The organism is Cryobacterium mannosilyticum, from assembly GCF_004402705.1.
GTDB classification, from domain to species: Bacteria; Actinomycetota; Actinomycetes; order Actinomycetales; family Microbacteriaceae; genus Cryobacterium; species Cryobacterium mannosilyticum.
This window is the reverse complement of sequence record NZ_SOFM01000014.1, coordinates 1-19,228: the sequence shown is the minus strand read 5'-3', so window position 1 is coordinate 19,228 and position 19,228 is coordinate 1. Positions and strand designations below refer to the sequence as shown.

Sequence of the window (19,228 nt, the reverse complement as noted above, 5' to 3'; positions counted from 1 at the left end):
CCCGCTTCGGCCGCCGCGCCCGCTTCGGCCGCCGCGCCCGCTTCGGCCGCGGAGCCTGCGCGGGCCGCCGCGCCCGCTTCGGCCGTCGTACGCGCGGCAAGGAGCGGCACCCCCGCGGCGCAGTCGTCCGCCGATGACGAGCCGCCGCCCTACGACGACGGCGATGTGCCTCCCGATGACGAGTATCCGCCCGACCGCTTCGACAGGTCGGCGCGTCCACCGGAATCCGCGCCGGACCCCCGGTCACCCGTTGTGGTGTCCGCCGCCCCCTCCGGTGCAGGTATCCAGCCCTCTGCCACAGCCACAGCCGCCGCCACTCGCACGGCACCGCAGGCGGGCAGGGCCCCGGCAGGCGCCGCGGCCCGCCGCGCACCGGCCTTCGCCGAGAAGCAGCGCTACGGGGAATCGGTCGTCCGCGAGATCCTCGGCGCGACCTTCCTCGAAGAACAAGACCACATCCCGGTATCCCGAAGCAGAGGCGACTAGTCCATGTACGAAGGCATCGTTCAGGAACTGATCGACGAACTCGGCCGGCTCCCCGGCATCGGCCCGAAGTCGGCCCAGCGGATCGCATTCCACATCCTGCAGACCGAGCAGTTCGACGTGACCCGCCTCGCGAACGTGCTGCTCGAGGTGCGCGACAAGGTGCGGTTCTGCTCCATCTGCGGCAACGTCTCCGAACAGGAGACCTGCCTGATCTGCCGCGACCCCCGCCGCAACCCGGCCATGATCTGCGTCGTCGAAGAGGCCAAGGACGTCGTCGCGATCGAACGCACCCGCGAGTTCAAGGGGCTTTACCACGTGCTCGGCGGTGCGATCAGCCCCATCGACGGCATCGGACCCGACGACCTGCGCATTCGCCAGCTGATGCAGCGCCTCGCCGACAACACGGTGCAGGAAGTCATCATCGCGACCGACCCCAACCTCGAGGGCGAGGCGACGGCCACCTACCTGTCCCGGCTGCTCACGACGCTCGAGATCAAGGTCACCCGCCTCGCGTCGGGGCTGCCGGTCGGCGGCGACCTGGAATACGCCGACGAGGTCACCCTGGGCCGGGCCTTCGAGGGTCGACGCACCGTCACGCACTGACCGAGGCCGCCCTGGGGATGCCCGTCCACGCCGCGCCCCGGCATCCGTCACCCACGTTCGATCGGAGTTCCTTGCGACACGCCGCCGCCGGCGCCCGTCCAGACGGCGTGTCGCAAGGAACTCCGATCCAACGTGCCCGGTGCCCGGCGCACAGCGTCACATTGCCGCCGCCGAATACAAACGCATTTATGATGGGACCTTGGGCCGTGCCCGCCTACCCGATGTTCAGGAGTCCCACGTGAGCTTGATCGTGCAGAAGTTCGGCGGTTCGTCCGTCGCCGACGCGGAAAGCATCAAGCGCGTGGCCAAGCGCATCGTCGACACCCGCAAGGCCGGCAACGAGGTCGTCGTCGCCGTCTCCGCGATGGGCGACTCGACCGACGAACTCCTCGACCTGGCCCACCAGGTCACCCCGATCCCCGCCCCGCGCGAACTCGACATGCTCCTCACCGCGGGCGAGCGCATCTCGATGGCGCTGCTGGCGATGGCGATCAAGAGCATGGGCTACGACGCCCGCTCCTTCACCGGCAGCCAGGCCGGCATGATCACGGATGCCCACCACGGCGCCGCCCGCATCGTCGACGTGACCCCGGGCCGCATCCGTGACGCCCTCGACGACGGGGCCGTGGCGATCGTCGCCGGCTTCCAGGGCTTCAACCGAGACACCAAGGACATCACCACCCTCGGCCGCGGCGGCTCCGACACCACCGCCGTCGCCCTCGCCGCCGCCCTGGGCGCCGACATCTGCGAGATCTACACAGATGTCGACGGCGTCTTCACGGCCGACCCCCGCGTCGTGCCGCGCGCGCACAAGCTCGACCGGATCACGAGCGAGGAAATGCTCGAGCTCGCCGCCGCCGGCGCCAAGGTGCTCTACATTCGCGCGGTGGAATACGCCCGGCGGCACGGGGTGACCCTGCACGTACGGTCCTCGTTCAACAACAACCTCGGCACCATCGTCTACAACTCGGAGACGACCAGCCCGACCAGCGCAATCCCGATCTCGTCGGTCCCCGAGGCCGCCGAGCCCAATCCCGCATCCTCGAATGGAGAGACAGTGGAAGAGCCAATCATCGCCGGGGTCGCCGCCGACCTGAGCGAAGCCAAGGTCACGGTCGTCGGTGTCCCCGACATCCCCGGCAAGGCCGCGCAGATCTTCAAGATCGTCGCGAAGACGAACGCGAACGTGGACATGATCGTCCAGAACGTGTCCGCCGCGTCCACGGGGCTGACCGACATCTCCTTCACCCTCCCCAAGTCGGAGGGCCAGCAGGTGCTCACCGCGCTGACCAACGAGCAGGACAACGTGGGCTTCGCCGGCCTGCAGTACGACGACCAGATCGGCAAGCTGGCGCTCGTCGGCGCCGGGATGCGCACCAACACCGGCGTCTCGGCCCGGCTGTTCGAGGCGCTCTACGAGGCCGGGATCAACATCGAGATGATCTCGACCAGTGAGATCCGCATCTCCGTCGTCACCCGCGCCGACACCATCAACGAGGCGCTCCGGGTGGTGCACACGGCCTTCGGGCTCGACTCCGCCGACGACGCGATCGTGCACGGCGGCACCGGCCGCTAGCCGGCATCCGTCGCCGCCTTCACCCCTGTCGCCCCCTCGCCCCGATGAGCCGGTTCCCCTGTGGCTAACTCAGGAGAATCGGCCAGAATGGGTCGGAAGCAGCGCGACAGGCACCCGTTTCGCCCGGTTCTCCTGAGTTAGCCCCCAGGCGGCCCAGCACCGCAGCACGCGAGCAGCAAAGGATCACCAATGAACAGCACAGGAATCCAGATCGGCGTAGTCGGGGCCACCGGCCAGGTCGGCGCCGTCGTGCGCCGCCTGCTGGAGGAACGGGACTTCCCGGTCGCCGGCATCCGTTTCTTCGCCTCCGCCCGCTCCGCCGGCACCACCCTGCCGTGGAAGGGCGAGAAGATCGTCGTCGAAGACGCGGCCACCGCCGACCCGACCGGCCTCGACGTCGCCATCTTCTCCGCCGGCGCCACGCTCTCCCGCGCCCAGGCGCCGCGCTTCGCCGCGGCCGGCGTCACCGTCATCGACAACTCCTCCGGCTGGCGGATGGACCCCGACGTTCCGCTCGTCGTGAGCGAGGTCAACCCCGAGGCGATCACGCAGGCCGTCAAGGGCATCATCGCCAACCCGAACTGCACCACCATGGCCGCCATGCCCGTGCTCAAGGTGCTGCACGACGAGGCCGGCCTCGAACGACTGATCGTGAGCACCTACCAGGCCGTGTCCGGCAGCGGACTGGCCGGGGCCCAGGAACTGGCCAGCCAGGTGCGCGCCGCGGCGCTGAGTGACAACCTGCTCCAGCTCGTGCACGACGGCTCCGCCGTGGCCATGCCCGACCCCGTGCTCTACGCCCGCCCCATCGCCTTCGACGTGGTGCCGCTGGCCGGGTCGATCGTCGACGACGGCGAGTTCGAGACCGACGAGGAGAAGAAGCTCCGCAACGAGAGTCGCAAGATCCTCGGCCTGCCCGACCTGCTCGTCTCCGGCACCTGCGTGCGGGTGCCCGTCTTCACCGGGCATTCGCTCTCCATCAACGCCGAGTTCGCCAACCCGCTCACGGTCGCCCGCGCGCTCGAACTGCTCGCCACCGCGCCCGGCGTGGTCGTGACGGATGTCCCGACTCCCCTCGAAGCGGCCGGCCAGGACCCGAGCTTCGTCGGCCGGGTCCGCCAGGACAGCGGTGTGCCGAACGGGCGCGGCCTCGCCCTGTTCATCACCAGCGACAACCTCCGCAAGGGCGCAGCGCTCAACGCGGTGCAGATCGCCGAACTCGTCGCCGCGGGCCTGCTCGTCTCCTGACCCTGGCGGGACCCGGCCGACGCCGGATCCCGCCCGCACGACCGGTCTCGCCTCCGCCCCCGCGCCCTGCGGGACACCGGGAGTGGGGGGCGCAGGCACGGCGGCCGGTGCACTAATGTTTGGAAACATGGGCGGGTATTCGGTGGCAGCAAACGTGAGACGCTACGGCCTCGCCGTCTTCGCCGCAGCCGCCCTCCTGACGATCGTCGTCGGGGTGATCTCCCTCGTGCCGGCTCCGCAGGAGCATTGGGCCGTCGCCACGGTCGGGGTGCTCTGCGCCGGGGTGCTCGAACTCACCTGGGTGCGTCTCGGCAGCGTCGCGCACCGCAGCCCGATGATCGCCCTCCCGGTTCTCGCCCTGCCGGCCCTCGCCACCCTGCTGCCGATGCAGACGGCCATCGGGACGATCGCGCTCGGCGTGCTCCTGGCCGTTCTCCTCGAAGCGGGCCGCCTCACTGTCGCCCTCTACAGCGCCGGCCTGCAAAGCCTGGGCGGGCTCCTCGCCGTCGGGATGTTCGCCGGTCTGCGGGCCCTCGGAATCACCGACCTCGCCGCGGTGGCCGCGGCCTGCGCCGGCTACATCGGATTCCTGCTCCTGGTCGAGGTTCTGCGCAAACGGATCATCGATCCCGCCGTCGACCGGGGCGGGCGCCCCCTGCTCTCGCCCGCCCGAATGGCCGGCACGGTCGTCGGGGCGACCCTCGTCGCCGTCCTCGCCGGATTCTGGAGCGTCGCCGGCCCGCCGTTCCTGGTCGAGGTGAGCGCGACCGTGAACACGCTCGAGGTGCTCCTCGGAATCGTGATCGTGGCCTCGATCGTCAAGGTCGTCTCCGTCTTCGCCGACATGCGGCGACGGCTGGCGGGCCTGGTCGCCGGCGCAAGCGCCCTGAGCGCGGATGCCGAGACCGGCGCGCGGTCAGGGGCCGAGATCGCCGAGGTGCTCTGCCAGGCCGTCGCCGACTCGGTCGGGGTCGAAGCGGTCGTCGTGCGGGGCGAGCCGGCCCGGCCAGGTGAGATCAGCCTGCCGCTGTCGTTCGTCGCGCCGGGCGCCGCGCGGTACATCGTGGTCAGCCGCGATGCGATGGACGGTGCCTTCACCGGGAACGACCGCCGGGCGCTCGCGGCCCTGGTCACGACCGCCGAGATGGTGGTCAAGGCCGGCCAGAACGTGGCGGGGCTGACCCTGCGGGCGAACACCGACCCGCTCACCGGCCTGCCCAACTACGGCGCCTTCCAGGCCGCCCTCGCGAACATCAACGACCACCGCGACTACTCCGAGGCCCTCGCGGTGCTCTTCCTCGACCTCGACGACTTCAAACGCTTGAATGACCGGCACGGGCACGCGGCCGGCGACGAGGTGCTGCGCGAGCTCGGCCGGCGCCTGCGCGCCGTCGTGCGCCCCGACGACCTGGTCGCCCGGGTCGGCGGCGACGAGTTCGTGGTCATCCTGACCCACCTCACCTCCCTCGGCGAGGCGAAGGTCGTGGCCGAACGCATCCTGGCCACCACCGGTGAGCCGCTCATCGTCGGCCCGACCACGTTCAACCCGATGATGAGCATCGGTCTGGCCTACTCCGCCCACCGGGAGACCGACGTCACCCAGCTCGTGCAGGATGCCGACCGGGCCATGCTCGCGATCAAGAAGACCCGGCGCCGGGGCGGCTCAGCGCACGAGAGCAGCATCAACATCTCCAGCCACCGCTCGAGCCAGATGAACGACATCATCGCCCGGGCCATCGACGAGGACCTGCTCGAACTCGCCTTCCAGCCCATCGTCAGCCTGATCACGGGTCAGATCTGGGCGTTCGAGGCGCTCGTGCGCTACACCGACCCCGACCTGGGCCCGCTGTCGCCGCCGTCGATCGTGGAGAAGGCGAAGGGCCTGGGCCGGCTCGACGCGATGACCCGGCAGGTCGCCGTGAAGGCCATGGCCGCGGCCGCCGACTTCCGGCTGGTCGAACCCCGGGTCGTCTGCATGACCTTCAACGTGGAGGCCGGCCAGATCCTGCCCGACCGTGTCGGCACGTTCGTCGAGGACCTCGCCGACCGTTACCCCGGGATCTCGCTCTGCCTCGAACTGAACGAGCGGTCGATGGCCAAGGTGACCCCGGCCATCCGTGCACAGGCCGACCGGATGCGCGATCTCGGCCTGATGATCGCGCTCGACGACTACGGCTCCCAGGATTCCTCGGTCGACTCGCTGGTGCGGATGCCGATGGACATCCTCAAGATCGACAAGAGCCTGGTCGACGACCTCGACGACATCCGGCAGCGCGAGGTTCTCACCGCGCTGCAGGGCTTCGGCGACAACCTCGAGTACTCGATGATCGTCGAGGGTGTGGAGAACGAGACCATGGCGTCGCACCTGAGTGCCCTCGGCATCCGCAGCGCCCAGGGCTTCCACTACGGCGTGCCGGAGAGCTTCGAGCACACCCTGAACCGGCTCGAGCAGTACGGTGCCGCCGCGGTGGTTCCGCGGATCATTCCCGCGCTGGTCCGGGACACATTCGTCCCCGAGGGCGTTCCGGCGCTCCCGGCGGTTCCGGGCGCCCCCGGCCCATTCGCGGTGCCGGCGGCCTGATCGGCCGCCCACCGGCCGCCGCACGGGCCGCCGCACCGGTTATTCTGGGGGGATGAGCACAGAGCCCGTCCCCGCGGAGGTCGAGAACTACTTCGCCGACCTCGAACCGGACCAGCGCGCCGTGCTCTACCCGGTGATCGACACGGTGCGCGACGCCATGCCGCCCGGCTACGTGCTGGGCATGTACTGGGGGATGCCGGGCTGGGTGATCCCGCTGGAGACCTTCCCGGACACCTACAACGGAGCGCCGCTGGCCTACGTCAGCGTCGCCGCCCAGAAGAACTACAACTCGCTTTACCTGATGGGCCTCTACGGCGACCCCGAGGCGGATGCCGCGTTCCGCGCCGAGTGGGCAGCCACCGGCCGCACGCTGAACATGGGCAAGAGCTGCCTGAGGTTCAAGACCCTCGCCGACGTCGACCTCGGCATCATCGCCCGCACGGTGGCGAGCATCCCGGTCGACCGCTACCTGGCGACCTACCAGCGGATCAAGCCGGCCGCCGGCCGGGCCTCCGCCCGCACATCGACGGGCCGGCAGGCGCCGGGGGCGAGCGTCACGGGCTGAGCTGCACGGAGCATCCGTTCGCCGGAGATACACTGAAAAGTGTGAATCCAATGGCGAAGGTCGATGTCGTATTAATTGGTGGCGGCATCATGAGCGCCACGCTCGGTACCCTGATCAAGCAGTTGCAGCCCGACTGGAGCATCGAGGTCTATGAGCGTCTGGGCGAGGTCGCCCAGGAAAGCTCCAACCCGTGGAACAACGCGGGCACCGGCCATGCGGCCCTCTGCGAACTCAACTACATGCCCGCGGCCAAGGACGGCTCCGTCACCGCCGACAAGGCCGTGAGTATCAACGAGCAGTTCCAGATCAGCCGCCAGCTGTGGGCGCACCTGGTCACGACCGGCGCGCTGCCCGAGCCCACCAACTTCATCAACTCCACCCCGCACATGACGTTCGTGCGCGGCAAGGACAACGTCGCCTACCTGCGCAAGCGGTTCGCGGCGCTCGAGAACCAGCCGCTGTTCCACGGCATGGAATACAGCGAGGACCCGGCCGTGATCGGCACCTGGACCCCGCTGCTCACCAGGAACCGGCCCAAGAGCCACAAGATCGCGGCGACCCGGATCGTCTCCGGCACCGACGTTGACTTCGGCGCCCTGACCCGGTACCTGTTCGAGAACCTCGCCGAGTCCGGCGCGGGCATCCACGTGAACCAGCAGGTCACCGGCCTGAAACAGCTTACGGATGGCAGCTGGCGGCTGAACCTGCGCCGTCTGGTCGGCGGGCACCCGAGCCAGGTCAACGCCCGGTTCGTCTTCGTCGGCGCGGGCGGCGGCGCGCTCGCCCTGCTGCAGCAGAGCGGAATCCCCGAGATCAAGGGCTTCGGCGGCTTCCCGATCAGCGGGCAGTTCCTGCGCACCACGAACCCGAAGCTCGTTGCCCAGCACCAGGCCAAGGTCTATGGCAAGGCCGCCGTGGGCGCCCCGCCGATGTCGGTGCCGCATCTGGACACCCGCATCGTCGACGGGGAAGCCTCGCTGCTCTTCGGCCCGTATGCCGGTTTCACGCCCAAGTTCCTCAAGTCCAGCACCTGGTTCGACCTGCCGTTCTCGATCCGCGCGCACAACATCGGGCCAATGCTCGCCGTGGCCGCGCACAACTTCGGGTTGATGAAATACCTGATCGGCGAGGTTTTCGCCTCGAAGACCACGAAGCTCAAGGCGCTGCAGGAGTTCATCCCCACCGCCAAACTGGCCGACTGGGAGCTCATCACCGCCGGGCAGCGCGTGCAGGTCATGAAGAAGGACCCCGATCAGGGCGGCGTGCTCCAGTTCGGCACCGAGGTCATCGCCTCCGCCGACGGCACGATCGCCGGCCTGCTCGGCGCCTCCCCGGGCGCGTCGACCGCGGCGCCGATCATGGTCGACCTGATCAAGCGGTGCTTCCCGGAGCAGTACCCGGCCTGGGAGCCCAAGTTGCGCGAGATGATCCCGAGCCTCGGCACGAAGCTCTCCGACGACCCGGCCGCCGCGGCCGCGTCGCTCGCCGCCACCGCCGCCGCGCTGAACCTGACCGCGTAGCGCGCAGCGCGCGCCGCCTCGCGGCGCTGCGACTCGCGGCGCTGCGACTCGCGGCGCTGTGCGCCGCGGCGCCGGGACTCGCGGCGCTGCGCGCCGCGGCGCACCTTCGGGATGGAGTTTTTCGCGGAACGCGGTGTGTCCCGCCTTCACAGACGGCGTGTCGCGATTTTCTCCGGTCGGGCGGGTGGCCGCGGCATCCGCTTGCTTAATGCTCGAACGTGTGTTCGAATATCTGCATGAGGTGGAGCGCGCAGGAACTGAGCACGGAGCAGACGGGCGCGCTGCCCGGTCTGGCCCGGCTGAACAACCTCGTGCGCAGTGTGCGCACGCCCGAGTTCGCCGGCATCACCTTCCATGAGGTGCTCGCCAAGTCCGCGCTCAACCGGGTGCCCGGCCAGAGCGCGATGCCGTTCGGCTGGACCATCAACCCCTACCGGGGCTGCTCTCACGCGTGCTCCTACTGCTTTGCTCGCCCGACGCACACGTACCTCGAGCTCGACGCCGGCAAAGACTTCGACAACGAGATCATCGTGAAGGTCAACGTGGCCGAGGTGCTGCGCAAGGAGCTCGCGAAGCCGAGCTGGGGCCGGCATCCGGTGGCCCTGGGCACGAACACCGACCCGTACCAGCGGGCGGAGGGCCGCTACCGGCTGATGCCCGGAATCATCGCCGCCCTCGCTCAATCCGGAACGCCGTTGTCCATCCTCACCAAGGGCACGCTGCTGCGCCGCGATCTCGACCTGCTCGTCGAGGCCAGCGGCGTCGTCCCCGTCGACCTGGCGATGTCGATCGCCATCTACGACGATGAACTGCAGCAGTCGGTGGAGCCCGGCACCCCGTCCACCGCCGCCCGCCTCGCCACGGTGACCGCGGTGCGCGAGCGCGGGCTCGAGTGCTCGGTGTTCATGATGCCGATCCTGCCGTTCCTCACCGACACGAAGGCGCACCTTGACGCCGCGCTGCGCCAGGCGAAGGCGGCCGGCGCGTCGAACATCATGTACACCGCGCTGCACCTGCGCCCCGGGGTCAAGGACTGGTACCTGCAGTGGCTGGCCCGCGACCACCCCGAGTTGATGTCGCGCTACCAGGAGTTGTACGCGACGGGCGCGTACGCCCCGAAGGAGTACCGGATCTGGTTGGCGGCGCGGATCAAACCGCTGATCCGCGCGCATGGCCTCGAGCGCGGCCGGGAAGACCCCGCGACCGGCGGAGTGCGCTCGAGTGCGCTCGGCCGCCCGCAGCGGGGCAATCCCGACGCCGCGGCATCCCGGCCCGGCGACGGCCAGGACCCGTTTTCCCACTTCGCCACCGGCCGAAGCGCCGTCGCCTTCCCCGCCGACGACCGCGACCGCACCGACGACCGCGGCCGAAGCGCGGTAGCCTTCCCCGCCGACGACCGTGACCGCACCGGCCGCTCCGCCTCGGAGGGCCTCGCCCTCGGTCCGGCGGATGCCGCGGTGCGCCCCGCCGCCTACGCGCGCACCCGGAGGTCCCTGATCGAAGAGGAACTGCCGCCGGAGCTCGCGCCGACCCTCTTCTGACGCGCAGGTTCTCGGCTCGCCCGCGTTCGTGCACGCACGTTGGGTCGGAGAAATTAGCAACACGCCGTGTTCGCGGCCGCGACACCCCGCACGTCGCGAAAAACTCCATGCCAACGATCACACCGCCGGCGCGGCCGGCGCGGCCGGCGCCCGCGCGGTCCCACCCGGCCTGACCGGCGAATTCCTCCGCCGCGCTCACCGCCGGAGTGGGATACTCAACCAAGGCAGAGGAGGCCCCGATGACGCTGGGATTGCCCGACCATCTGGTCGAACCGATTCTCAGCCGTGCCCTCGCGCGCGCATCGCACTGGTTCGCACTCACCTGCCTCACCGGCGCCCTGCTCTCGGCGCTGGCCCTGAGCCTCGCCTACGAGTCCGGTGCGCTCTGGGTTGCCGTGCTCGCGGTCCTGGCCATGGCGGTGCTCCTGGTCGTCCTCAGCCTGCGCCACACCGTGCTGCTCACCATCGCCTACCTCCTGGTCGGCACAGGCGGCACCTACCTCTACACGACGGGCGTGCTCGGACTGCCCGACGTCTTCCCGGCGTCGAACATGTTCCTCGTCGCGCTGCCGAAACTGGCGCTGATCATGGTCGGCGGCGCCGGGGCCGGCGCGCTCACCGGAGTGCTCTGGAGCACGGCCGGTTTCGTGCTGGCCGAGACCGTCACCGTTGTCGCGGCGGCGGAGGCCGGGGTGGCCTACCTGCCCGACGGGTTCACCGTCTCCGCCTATCTGTTCCTCGTCGCCGTGCTCGTGCTCGCCGGCTCCGCCCGTCGCTCGCACCGTGCCGCCCAGTCCGCGATCCACCGGGCCGTGCAGGCCGATCAGTCCCGGCTCCTCCGCCAGGACCTCGACCGGCGCGCCCTTGACCTCAACCAGGACACCACCCTCAACGAGCTGATCGCCCTCTCCCGGGCCCACGTCGGCCCGCTCAGTGAGAACCTGGCCGGCAGCATCCGCGCGGCCTTGCACCGGCTGCGCGGCACCGACTGGCTGACCGACGCCGACGCCCACAGCGTCTCGCATCCTCCGGGGTCGGATGCCTGGCTCGCCAGCGAGGTCTACCGTGCGATCGAGCGGTGCCGCGATCGCGGACTCGTGGTCGACGTCACGGGTGACCGGTCGGCCCTCGGTCGCCTCGAGCCCGGCGTCGACCATGAGCTCGGACTGGCTGTGCAGCAGTGCCTGATCAACGTCATCCTGCACGCGGGGATCGTGTCGGCCGAGGTCGACATCGGCGCCGACGACGGCACCGTTTCGGTGATGGTGATGGATGCCGGCCGCGGCTTCACCGAGTCGGAGACCGGTGCCGACCGGCTCGGCCTCCGCCAGGCGGTGCGTCGCCGGATCGAGCGGCTCGGCGGTTCGGTGACGGTCCTGACCCGTCCCGACGCGGGCACGTCGGTGCTGCTCAGCGTGCCCGCGTCGACCGAATCCGCCTCGGTGACCGGACCTGCCTCGGTGACCGGACCTGCCGNCTGTCTTGGTGACCGAACCCTCCTCGGTGACCGGACCTGCCTCGGTGACCAACCCCGCGGCGGTGACCGGACCTGTCTTGGTGACCGAACCCTCCTCGGTGACCGGACCTGCCTCGGTGACCAACCCCGCGGCGGTGACCGAACCGTCCTCGGTGACCAACCCCGCCGCGGTGACCGGACCCGCCGCGGCGACCGGACCTGCCTCGGTGACCGAGCCTGTCGAGACGCCTGCCGAACCGGCGGAGCCACCAGCCGCTCCAGCGATCGCTGACGGGCAGGCGCCGCGTTGACCTCCACGCCGCGCACCCAGCAGGAGCCTCGCACCCCACGAAGGTTCCTCACCCAGCAGCGCCTCGACCCGCTCGGCGCCCTCGCCGCCTGGCCACTCGCGCCCGTCGTCGCGCTGATCGTCGTCGCGTACACGGCCACCACCACGGTGCTTCAGGCCGGGCAGATCCAGCATCCGCTGCTCTCCGTGCTCGCGATCGTGGCATCCGTCGCCGCGGCCGGCACCCTCGTGGCCGCGAGCCGGCCAGACCACGCGCCCTTCGACCGGCCGCTGCACCTCGTCATGGTCGGACTCGCCGTCTCGGCGCACCTGCTCGACGAGGCCGCCCGGTGGGGCCGCAACACGCTGATCCAGGACGACTTCGGCCCGCTCTGCATCGGACTGCTCCTGCTCGCGCTCGCGCCCTACCGACCGTGGCGGGAGATCGCACTTTCCGGGGCGGTCGCGGCCGCGATCGTCGCGGCGGTCACCGTGCCCCAGGCGCCGTCCCTCAGCATCGCGGTGCCCGCGGTGATCTACGCGATCGTCGCGGTCAGCCAGGTGCTGGCACCCGCGCTTGCCGGTGCCGCGTACTCGCGCCGGATCGTGCGGTTGCTGCTGACCTGGCAGACCGATGCCCGGCGCGCCATCGCGGCGCGCACCGAGGAGAGCCGAGGCCAGGTCGTCCGCACCGTCGTCGAACAGCAGTGGGCGAGCCTCGGAGCGGGCGTGTTCCCGCTGCTGACCGGCGTGCTTGACCACGGAGAGGTCACCAGGGCCGACATCGCCCGGGCCGGCGAGCTGGCCGGCGCCCTGCGCAGGGAGCTCGTGCGCGACATCGACAAGACCTGGCTGGACGCGGTGGTCGACCGCGAACGCGGCGGCCTGCTCGAGCGCGGCGCCACCGCGCTGCTCGTCGTGGCCGACCCGGAGCACCGGGCCACGGCGTTCACCGCTGACCAGCGCGGGGCGATCGCGGCGCTGATCGGGGCGCTCTGCGCGGTCAGCGGATTCGACCCGTGCAGCCTGGTCGTGCAGGTTGCCGACGGCACGGATGCCCGCCGCCGCCCGCTCCTGGACCGCTTCGGCGAACTGACGGCCGGCGTCGGCACCGCCCTGGACAAACCCGGCCGCACGCCCCGCAGCCTCACCGCCGCCACGGAACCGACGGCGACGGGCACGGGGTCCCTGGCACCGGCGACGGCCACGGCCGCGGCGACGGCCACGGGCTCGGTCGCCGTGACCACCGGTGCGATCACAACCGCGACGGGTTCGATTGGCACGGTCGCCGGGCCCGCCGCCCTGCCACTACGGGTTGCCACCGTCACGATCCAGGTCGGCATCGACCTGTCGGAGCGGAAGCTGCGCCGGGTGCTCCGCCCCTACCTCGGCGTGCTCCGGGTGGTCTTCGGCCGGGTGCGGGTGTCGATGCGCCGGCCGCTGCTCATGCTCGAGTTCGACGACGAGCGCGGGCCGACGAGCATCCGCCGCGGCCTCGGCACGGCCCGGTGACCAGTCGTGCGGCGCGGGGCAAGTACGCTGAATAGGCCTGACGCCGGGCATCCGTTCCACTCAGCAAGCAGGAGCGGTGCAGCGGCGACGCAGGAAACGCAGATGAGCGGCACACAGCGGCCGAGGGGCGGGGTTCGTAACAGTGGCAAAACTGTACTTCCGATACGGGGCGATGAACAGCGGCAAGAGCACCTCCATGCTCCAGGCCGCCTACAACTATGAGGAGCGCGGGCACAAGGTGCTGCTGGCCAAGCCGTCGGTCGACACCAAGGGCGACCGCGGCATCCTCTCGCGGCTCGGCGTCACCCGCGGTGTCGACTTCCTGCTCACCCCCGCGGCGGATGCCTTCACCCTCTTCGCCGAGCACCGCGCCCGGGTGCTCGCCGACTCCGGCCTCGACGTCAGCTGCCTGCTCGTCGACGAGGCCCAGTTCCTGACCGAGTCGCAGGTCGACGACCTGCTCCGGATCGCTATCCTCGAGAACATCCCGGTGCTGGCCTACGGGATCCGCACCGATTTCCAGACCGTGGCGTTCCCGGGCAGCCGCCGGCTGCTCGAGGTGGCGCACAGCCTCGAGGAACTGAAGACGATCTGCCGCTGCGGGCGCAAGGCCGTGTTCAATGGGCGCAAAATCGACGGCGTCTTCGTCTTCGACGGCGACCAGGTGGCCATCGACGGCACCGAAGTGACCTACGAGTCGCTCTGCGGCTCCTGCTACCTCGAAGAGAGCGGCGGCGTGCTCAACAACCGCAGCCGCGGCACCGCCTGACCCGACGCACGGCAACGTCGCACGGCAACGTCGGCGGTAACGTCGGCGGCAGCGATGTCGCCGGCAGCAGGGCGTGGCGTGCGGTGCGCCCGAAAATTGGAGAAGGGGCGCTCAGACGATCCGGTCACGCAGTGTGCAGTCGTATCGCGAGCGCCCCACCAACCCCCCGGTGGTTTCCCCCGAGTTACACCATAAGTGGGTGAAAACGGCCTGAAAAGCCGTCAGTTGTCAGGGCACCAGTACGGGGGTCAAAGCTGTCGGTATGCCCGCGGGCATGGCACACTCGTTCAGGCAGGTCCAGAAAAACCCCAGACGAAGGAACGAATATGGCTCGCTTTCGAGTCGCCCTGATCGATGACCACGAGATCGTGGCGCGCGGCTTCGCCGACCTGTTCTCCACCATCCCCGAGATCCACGTGGTGGCCACGGTGGCCACCGTCCCCGAGCTGTTGGCCTCACCGGCCCAGGCAGACGGAATTGACCTGGTCATCCTCGACCTTCGCCTGTCCGACGGCTCTACCGTCACCGACAACGTCGACCGGCTCCGGGCGACGGATGCCGCCGTGCTCGCCTTCACCGCCGGCGACGACGCCCTGCTGATGCGGGCGGCCGCCCGCGGCGGAGTGCTCGGCGTGGTGCGCAAGTCCGAACCCACAGCCGTGCTGCTCGACGTGGTGCGCCGGGCGGCGGCGGGGGAGACGATCGCGTCCACGGAGTGGGCCGCCGCCCTCGACGGCGATCCTGACCTGGCCGACGCGGCGCTGAGCCCCCGCGAACGCGAGGTGCTCTCGCTCTACGCCGCCGGGGCGAAGGCGCCGCTGGTGGCGTCGCAGACCGGGCTGTCCGAACTCACGGTGATCGACTACATCCGTCGCGTCCGGTCGAAGTACGAGCGGGTGGGTCGCCCCGCCAACACGAAGATCGACCTGTACAAGCGGGCGCTGGAAGACGGTATCCTGCCGATTCCCGGGCAGCCGTGACCGTAGGGAACGTCGCGGGGCCGCCGAAACCTGGCCGACAGTCGAGCACGGCCCGACCGTCCAGGCGGGCACGAGTGCCGAGGCCCGGCCGCGTCACGGGGCACACGGCCACCGAACGCCAGTTCCGCGTGCTCTGCACCGCGACCGGGCCCACCGGCTTCGTCTTCGGACTGCTCTGCCTCGATACCTTCCGGGCGCAGGCGTGGCCGCCGGCCCCGGGCGCCGCGCTGGCCGCGTGGCTTCTGGTCTTCGGCATCCCCGTGCTGCTCGGAATCCTCGCCACCTGGGCGCCGTTGCGCCTGCTTCGCGCACTCGCCCTGGCCGAGGGGGTCGTCTTCCTGGCGATCCTCGGCTTCTGGCTGGTCGTGCGGGCCGAACCGCTCCCGGCCGGTGCCGACATCCCCTGGGTCATCTCGCTCACCGGCATCCCGGCCGTCGCCGTCGCCGCGGCCACCCGGGACCGCATCGGCTGGGCCTACACCGTCCTCGTCTGCACGCTGAGTGGAATCCTCCGCTCCGCGACCTCGACCGACCCGCATCCGGTGCTCGTCGGCGTCGAGGATTCGCTCTACGCCCTGCTCGTGATCAGCGTGTTCGTCGGCCTGACCATCATGTCCAGGCGCGGTGCCGCCCGGGTCGACGACAGTGCGCGGATCACCCGCGCAGCCGTGGCCGGCCGGGCTGCCCGGGTCGCCCGCAAGCGGGAGCGGCTCACCATCGATGCCCTTGTTCACGACAGCGTCATCTCGACCCTGCTGATGGCCGGACGCGGCGGCATCCCCACGGAGACGCTGTCCCGCCACGCGGCCTCGACCCTGGATCGCCTCGACGCCCTCCGGATGCCCCGGTCGAACCGGTCACAGCCCGGCACCGAGGTTTCCGACCGCCTGGAACAGCTCGCGGCCGAGCTTGCCCCGGATGCGATCGTGCAGGCCGACCTGGACGAGAGCCTGGCCGTGCCGGCCGTGGCGGTCACCGCCCTGCTCGGTGCCGTCGGGGAGGCCCTGCGCAACTCGGTCGCGGCGGCCGCCCTCGGCGCCCACCATCGGGTGGTGCGCACGGTCAGCGTGCGGGGATACCACGGCGGCATCCGGGTGGTTGTGCACGACGACGGGGTGGGCTTCGATCCAGCCCTCGTTCCCAGCGAACGGCTTGGGATCGCTCAGAGCATCATCGGCCGGATGGAACGGCTGTCGGGCGGCGCGGCGCGGGTGCGGTCCCGCCCCGGCGCCGGCACCGAGGTAGAAGTGTCGTGGACGCCCGAACCGCGCCGGCCCGCCGCGATCGCCTCCGACGGCGCCGCGGCCGTTCAGCGCCCGGCATCAGGCGCCGGTCCCCTGGAGGCCGCCGAGCACCCCGAGCCCGCGCCGGCTGTGGCCATGACGACCCCGGATGCTCAGCCGGCGCCGCCGTTATCCGACGCCGCGACCATCGAGATCGAGGCCCCGCGCACCGTGGTGCGGCTGCCGCGCCCGTTGTCCCTCGGCATCCTGGCCATGTTCATCGGTGTGCACGCGCTGCTCGCCTTCGGTGACTACGAACCGCTCTTCGGGCTGCCCTGGGAAATCGCCGGCTTCGTCGCGGTGGCCGCGGCGGCCATCCTGATCGCCCGGACGGCGGGGGTCGATCAGCTGTCCAGCTCGGCGAGCATTGGCGTGCTGGTGCTCAGCGCCGCGGCGACAGCGCTCGTGTCCTACCCGATGACGGCCGTGCAGGACACGCCGTTCGGGCACTGGTACCTCGGGGCCGTCACCCTGCTCCTGGTCGTGCTCGCCGTGCGGGGCCGCGAAGGGTACGCCTGGACCGGTTACCTGATCATGTCCGCGATCACGATCGCCTGGGCGCTCAGCAACGGCCTCACGGTCGTCGACGGCGTGCTCCTCGTCGTGCGCCACGCCGGCACGCTGCTCGCCGGCACCCTCTTCGCGGTGGGGCTCAAGCGGTCCGCGCTCACCCTGGCTGTGCTCAACCGTGCGCGAGCCCTGAGCGCCGCCGCGGCCGCCACCGCAGTCGCGGCCATCGAAGAGCGCGAATCCCAGCTGGCGCACGTGAATGTGCTCTGCCGGCCCACGCTCGAGCGTCTCGCGCGGTCCGACGACATCTGCCCGGAAATGCGGGCGGAGTGCCTGCTGGTGGAGGCCACCCTGCGCGACGCGATGCGTGCCCGCGCCCTGTTCGTGGAGCCGCTGGTCACCGCCACCCGGGCCGCGCGACTGCGCGGGGTCGAGGTGACGCTGCTCGACGATAGCGGTGACCACCCGCCTGTCGAAGCAGCCCGGGTCGCCGCGGCCGTCGCCGACCAGCTGGACTCCCTCTACTCCGGCCGCCTGACCGCCCGGGTGCTGCCCGCCGCCCGGGCCACCATCGCCTCGATCGTCATCGAATCCGAAGACAACCGGATGCTCGTGGTCACCCCCGACGGACTGCTCCGCGACGCCTAGCCCCTCTGCGTCTCGGCCCGCGGTGGTCGAGCCTGTCGAGACCGGGCCCGGTGATCGAGCGTGTCGAGACCGCGCCCGGCCCCGCTGCGACAAATGAGCCTCCAACTGGGGGATTCCCGCCTCTTATGCCGGTGAGATCGCATCCGTGCAGCGGCGAGCGTGCCGGGCGATCGCGCCCTTCGCCGGCTGCAAGGTGACCACTCCGGGCTGAAGTGCGCCGCGTTGACGGCGACGGCGGTCTCGAGTGTCGCGACCTTCGCCGGCTGCTCCGCGACGCCCTCGGAAACCGCACCACGAGCACCGCGCTGGTGACTCTCATCCTGACCACGCCGACGGGTGCCACCTTGACCTGCACAGCCAACCCGAAGGCAGGTGTTGCCGGCGTGGCCGCCTTCGCCGGCTGCAAGATCAACACGGCAGGCACGTACACCCTGACCGCGACCTCGGGCATGATCACTGCTGCGACGAGCGGCTCCTTTCCCGTCAACTGACCGCACCCCGACCGGTGGTCGAGCCCGTCGTGACCGGGGAGCTTGCGGTGGTCGAGCGCGTCGTGACCCCTGAACTCGCGAAGTCGAGCCCCGAGCCCCCGAGAACCCGCGGTCGTCGAGCCCGTCGAGACCCGGAGCCATGATTTCGGCGAGATCACCCGCCGGTGGCCGTGCCGCTCGGTGACCGGCTGAACCGGCCGGTCAATCCGTGTCACGGTCCCGGGTCGGCGTGCCCGGGTCGAGTTGGCGGTGGGTCTTGCTGGGGAGGGGGATGAGCGTTTGTGTCGGGTCGACGGACGCTGGTGGTTTGAGCCAGTATTTGTCGCCGTCGCGGATGATGACCCAGCCCGTGTTGTGGAGGAGCAGGTGGTGGGGGTGGCAGAGGCAGACTCCGTCGGCGAGGTCGGTGTAGCCGTGTTCGAGGAGCCACTCTTTGAGGTGGTGGGCTTCGGTCCAGGCGGGTGGCCGGTCGCACTCGGGCCAGACGCAGCCGCCGTCGCGGGTGCCCATGGCGGTGCGTTGGGCCCGGGTGAAGAGGCGTTGTTCCCTGCCGACGTCGATGGGTTGGCCCGTGTTGTCGAAGAGGATTCCGAGGTAGCCGGTGTCGCAGAGTTGTCGTTGGACGGTGGCGAGGGAGATCGGAGCGGGGCTGCCCTCGATGGACCCGTGCCCGGTCGCGAGAACCACGGCCGTCCCCGGTTGTCCCGGCTGGCCGGGTTCGCCGGACAAGTCGGGTTCGCCGGGTTGGCCGGACAGGTCGGGTTCGCCGGGTTGGCCGGACAGGTCGGGTTGGCCGGGTTGGCCGGACAGGTCGGGTTGGCTGGGTTGACCGGGTTGAGTGGAGGGGGCGGCTGTGTCGGGTCTGACCGCCGGCAGGGGCCGGGGGCCTGCTGGCGTCTCGGATGCTCCCGGTGCTTCAGATGCCCCGGTGAGGTGGGGTGTTGATGGTGTTGAGGGGGATGTGCCGGCCGGTGCCTGGGTTGCACTCCCGCTCCCGGTGCTGGTGTCGGCACCGCCGGCACCGGCACCGGCGCCGGTGTTGGTGCCGGCACTGGTGTGGGTGGCGTTGGTGAGGTCTTTTTGGGTGACGATGATGCGCACGGCGGGGCGGCGGCCGCCGAGCATCTGGCCGGGGTCGACTTCGCCGGCGATCTTGAGTAGTTGCACGAA

11 protein-coding genes and 3 pseudogenes are annotated in these 19,228 nt (G+C 70.6%); 13 read left to right on the top strand and 1 reads right to left on the bottom strand.

The window, feature by feature from the left end:
* The 13 genes and pseudogenes from E3O32_RS17460 to E3O32_RS05635 form a co-directional block, all read left to right on the top strand.
* Nucleotides 1-486, top strand: a pseudogene (locus tag E3O32_RS17460) (DNA polymerase III subunit gamma and tau); the annotation flags it as partial.
* A 3-nt stretch (nucleotides 487-489) separates the two neighbouring features.
* Entirely contained in the window at nucleotides 490-1,089 is a 600-nt protein-coding gene (gene recR / locus E3O32_RS05695) for a recombination mediator RecR (protein ID WP_134507565.1), read from the top strand.
* 238 nt (nucleotides 1,090-1,327) lie between these two features.
* Entirely contained in the window at nucleotides 1,328-2,665 is a 1,338-nt protein-coding gene (locus E3O32_RS05690; RefSeq protein WP_134507564.1) for an aspartate kinase, read from the top strand.
* Between the two features lie 189 nt (nucleotides 2,666-2,854).
* Nucleotides 2,855-3,913 (top strand): aspartate-semialdehyde dehydrogenase, encoded by a 1,059-nt coding sequence (locus E3O32_RS05685; protein WP_134507563.1) that lies wholly within the window; start codon nucleotides 2,855-2,857, stop codon nucleotides 3,911-3,913.
* Between the two features lie 154 nt (nucleotides 3,914-4,067).
* Nucleotides 4,068-6,494 (top strand): putative bifunctional diguanylate cyclase/phosphodiesterase, encoded by a 2,427-nt coding sequence (locus tag E3O32_RS05680; RefSeq protein ID WP_134507562.1) that lies wholly within the window; start codon nucleotides 4,068-4,070, stop codon nucleotides 6,492-6,494.
* 52 nt (nucleotides 6,495-6,546) lie between these two features.
* A complete protein-coding gene (locus tag E3O32_RS05675) occupies nucleotides 6,547-7,059 on the top strand; it encodes a DUF1801 domain-containing protein (RefSeq protein ID WP_134507561.1) in 513 nt (170 codons plus the stop codon).
* A gap of 41 nt (nucleotides 7,060-7,100) precedes the next feature.
* The gene (locus tag E3O32_RS05670) at nucleotides 7,101-8,579 is read left to right on the top strand and encodes a malate:quinone oxidoreductase (RefSeq protein WP_255455487.1); all 1,479 of its coding nucleotides are present in this window, start codon (nucleotides 7,101-7,103) and stop codon (nucleotides 8,577-8,579) included.
* 236 nt (nucleotides 8,580-8,815) lie between these two features.
* Nucleotides 8,816-9,811, top strand: a pseudogene (locus tag E3O32_RS05665) (Rv2578c family radical SAM protein); the annotation flags it as partial.
* Between the two features lie 2,072 nt (nucleotides 9,812-11,883).
* A complete protein-coding gene (locus tag E3O32_RS05655) occupies nucleotides 11,884-13,377 on the top strand; it encodes a hypothetical protein (RefSeq protein WP_134507559.1) in 1,494 nt (497 codons plus the stop codon).
* Nucleotides 13,378-13,519: 142 nt separating this feature from the next.
* Entirely contained in the window at nucleotides 13,520-14,146 is a 627-nt protein-coding gene (locus E3O32_RS05650) for a thymidine kinase (protein ID WP_134507558.1), read from the top strand.
* A gap of 326 nt (nucleotides 14,147-14,472) precedes the next feature.
* Complete coding sequence (locus E3O32_RS05645) at nucleotides 14,473-15,126, top strand: response regulator (protein ID WP_134507557.1); 654 nt, start codon at nucleotides 14,473-14,475, stop codon at nucleotides 15,124-15,126.
* Between the two features lie 74 nt (nucleotides 15,127-15,200).
* Nucleotides 15,201-17,567, top strand: coding sequence for a sensor histidine kinase (locus tag E3O32_RS05640; RefSeq protein ID WP_134507556.1), 2,367 nt, complete (start codon nucleotides 15,201-15,203; stop codon nucleotides 17,565-17,567).
* A gap of 212 nt (nucleotides 17,568-17,779) precedes the next feature.
* Nucleotides 17,780-18,058 carry a hypothetical protein gene (locus E3O32_RS05635; protein WP_134507555.1) on the top strand — a complete coding sequence of 93 codons (279 nt, stop codon included), beginning with the start codon at nucleotides 17,780-17,782 and terminating at the stop codon, nucleotides 18,056-18,058.
* A 201-nt stretch (nucleotides 18,059-18,259) separates the two neighbouring features.
* On the opposite strand, the pseudogene E3O32_RS05630 reads toward E3O32_RS05635, so the two are convergent.
* Nucleotides 18,260-19,228: pseudogene (locus E3O32_RS05630) on the bottom strand (hypothetical protein); the annotation flags it as partial.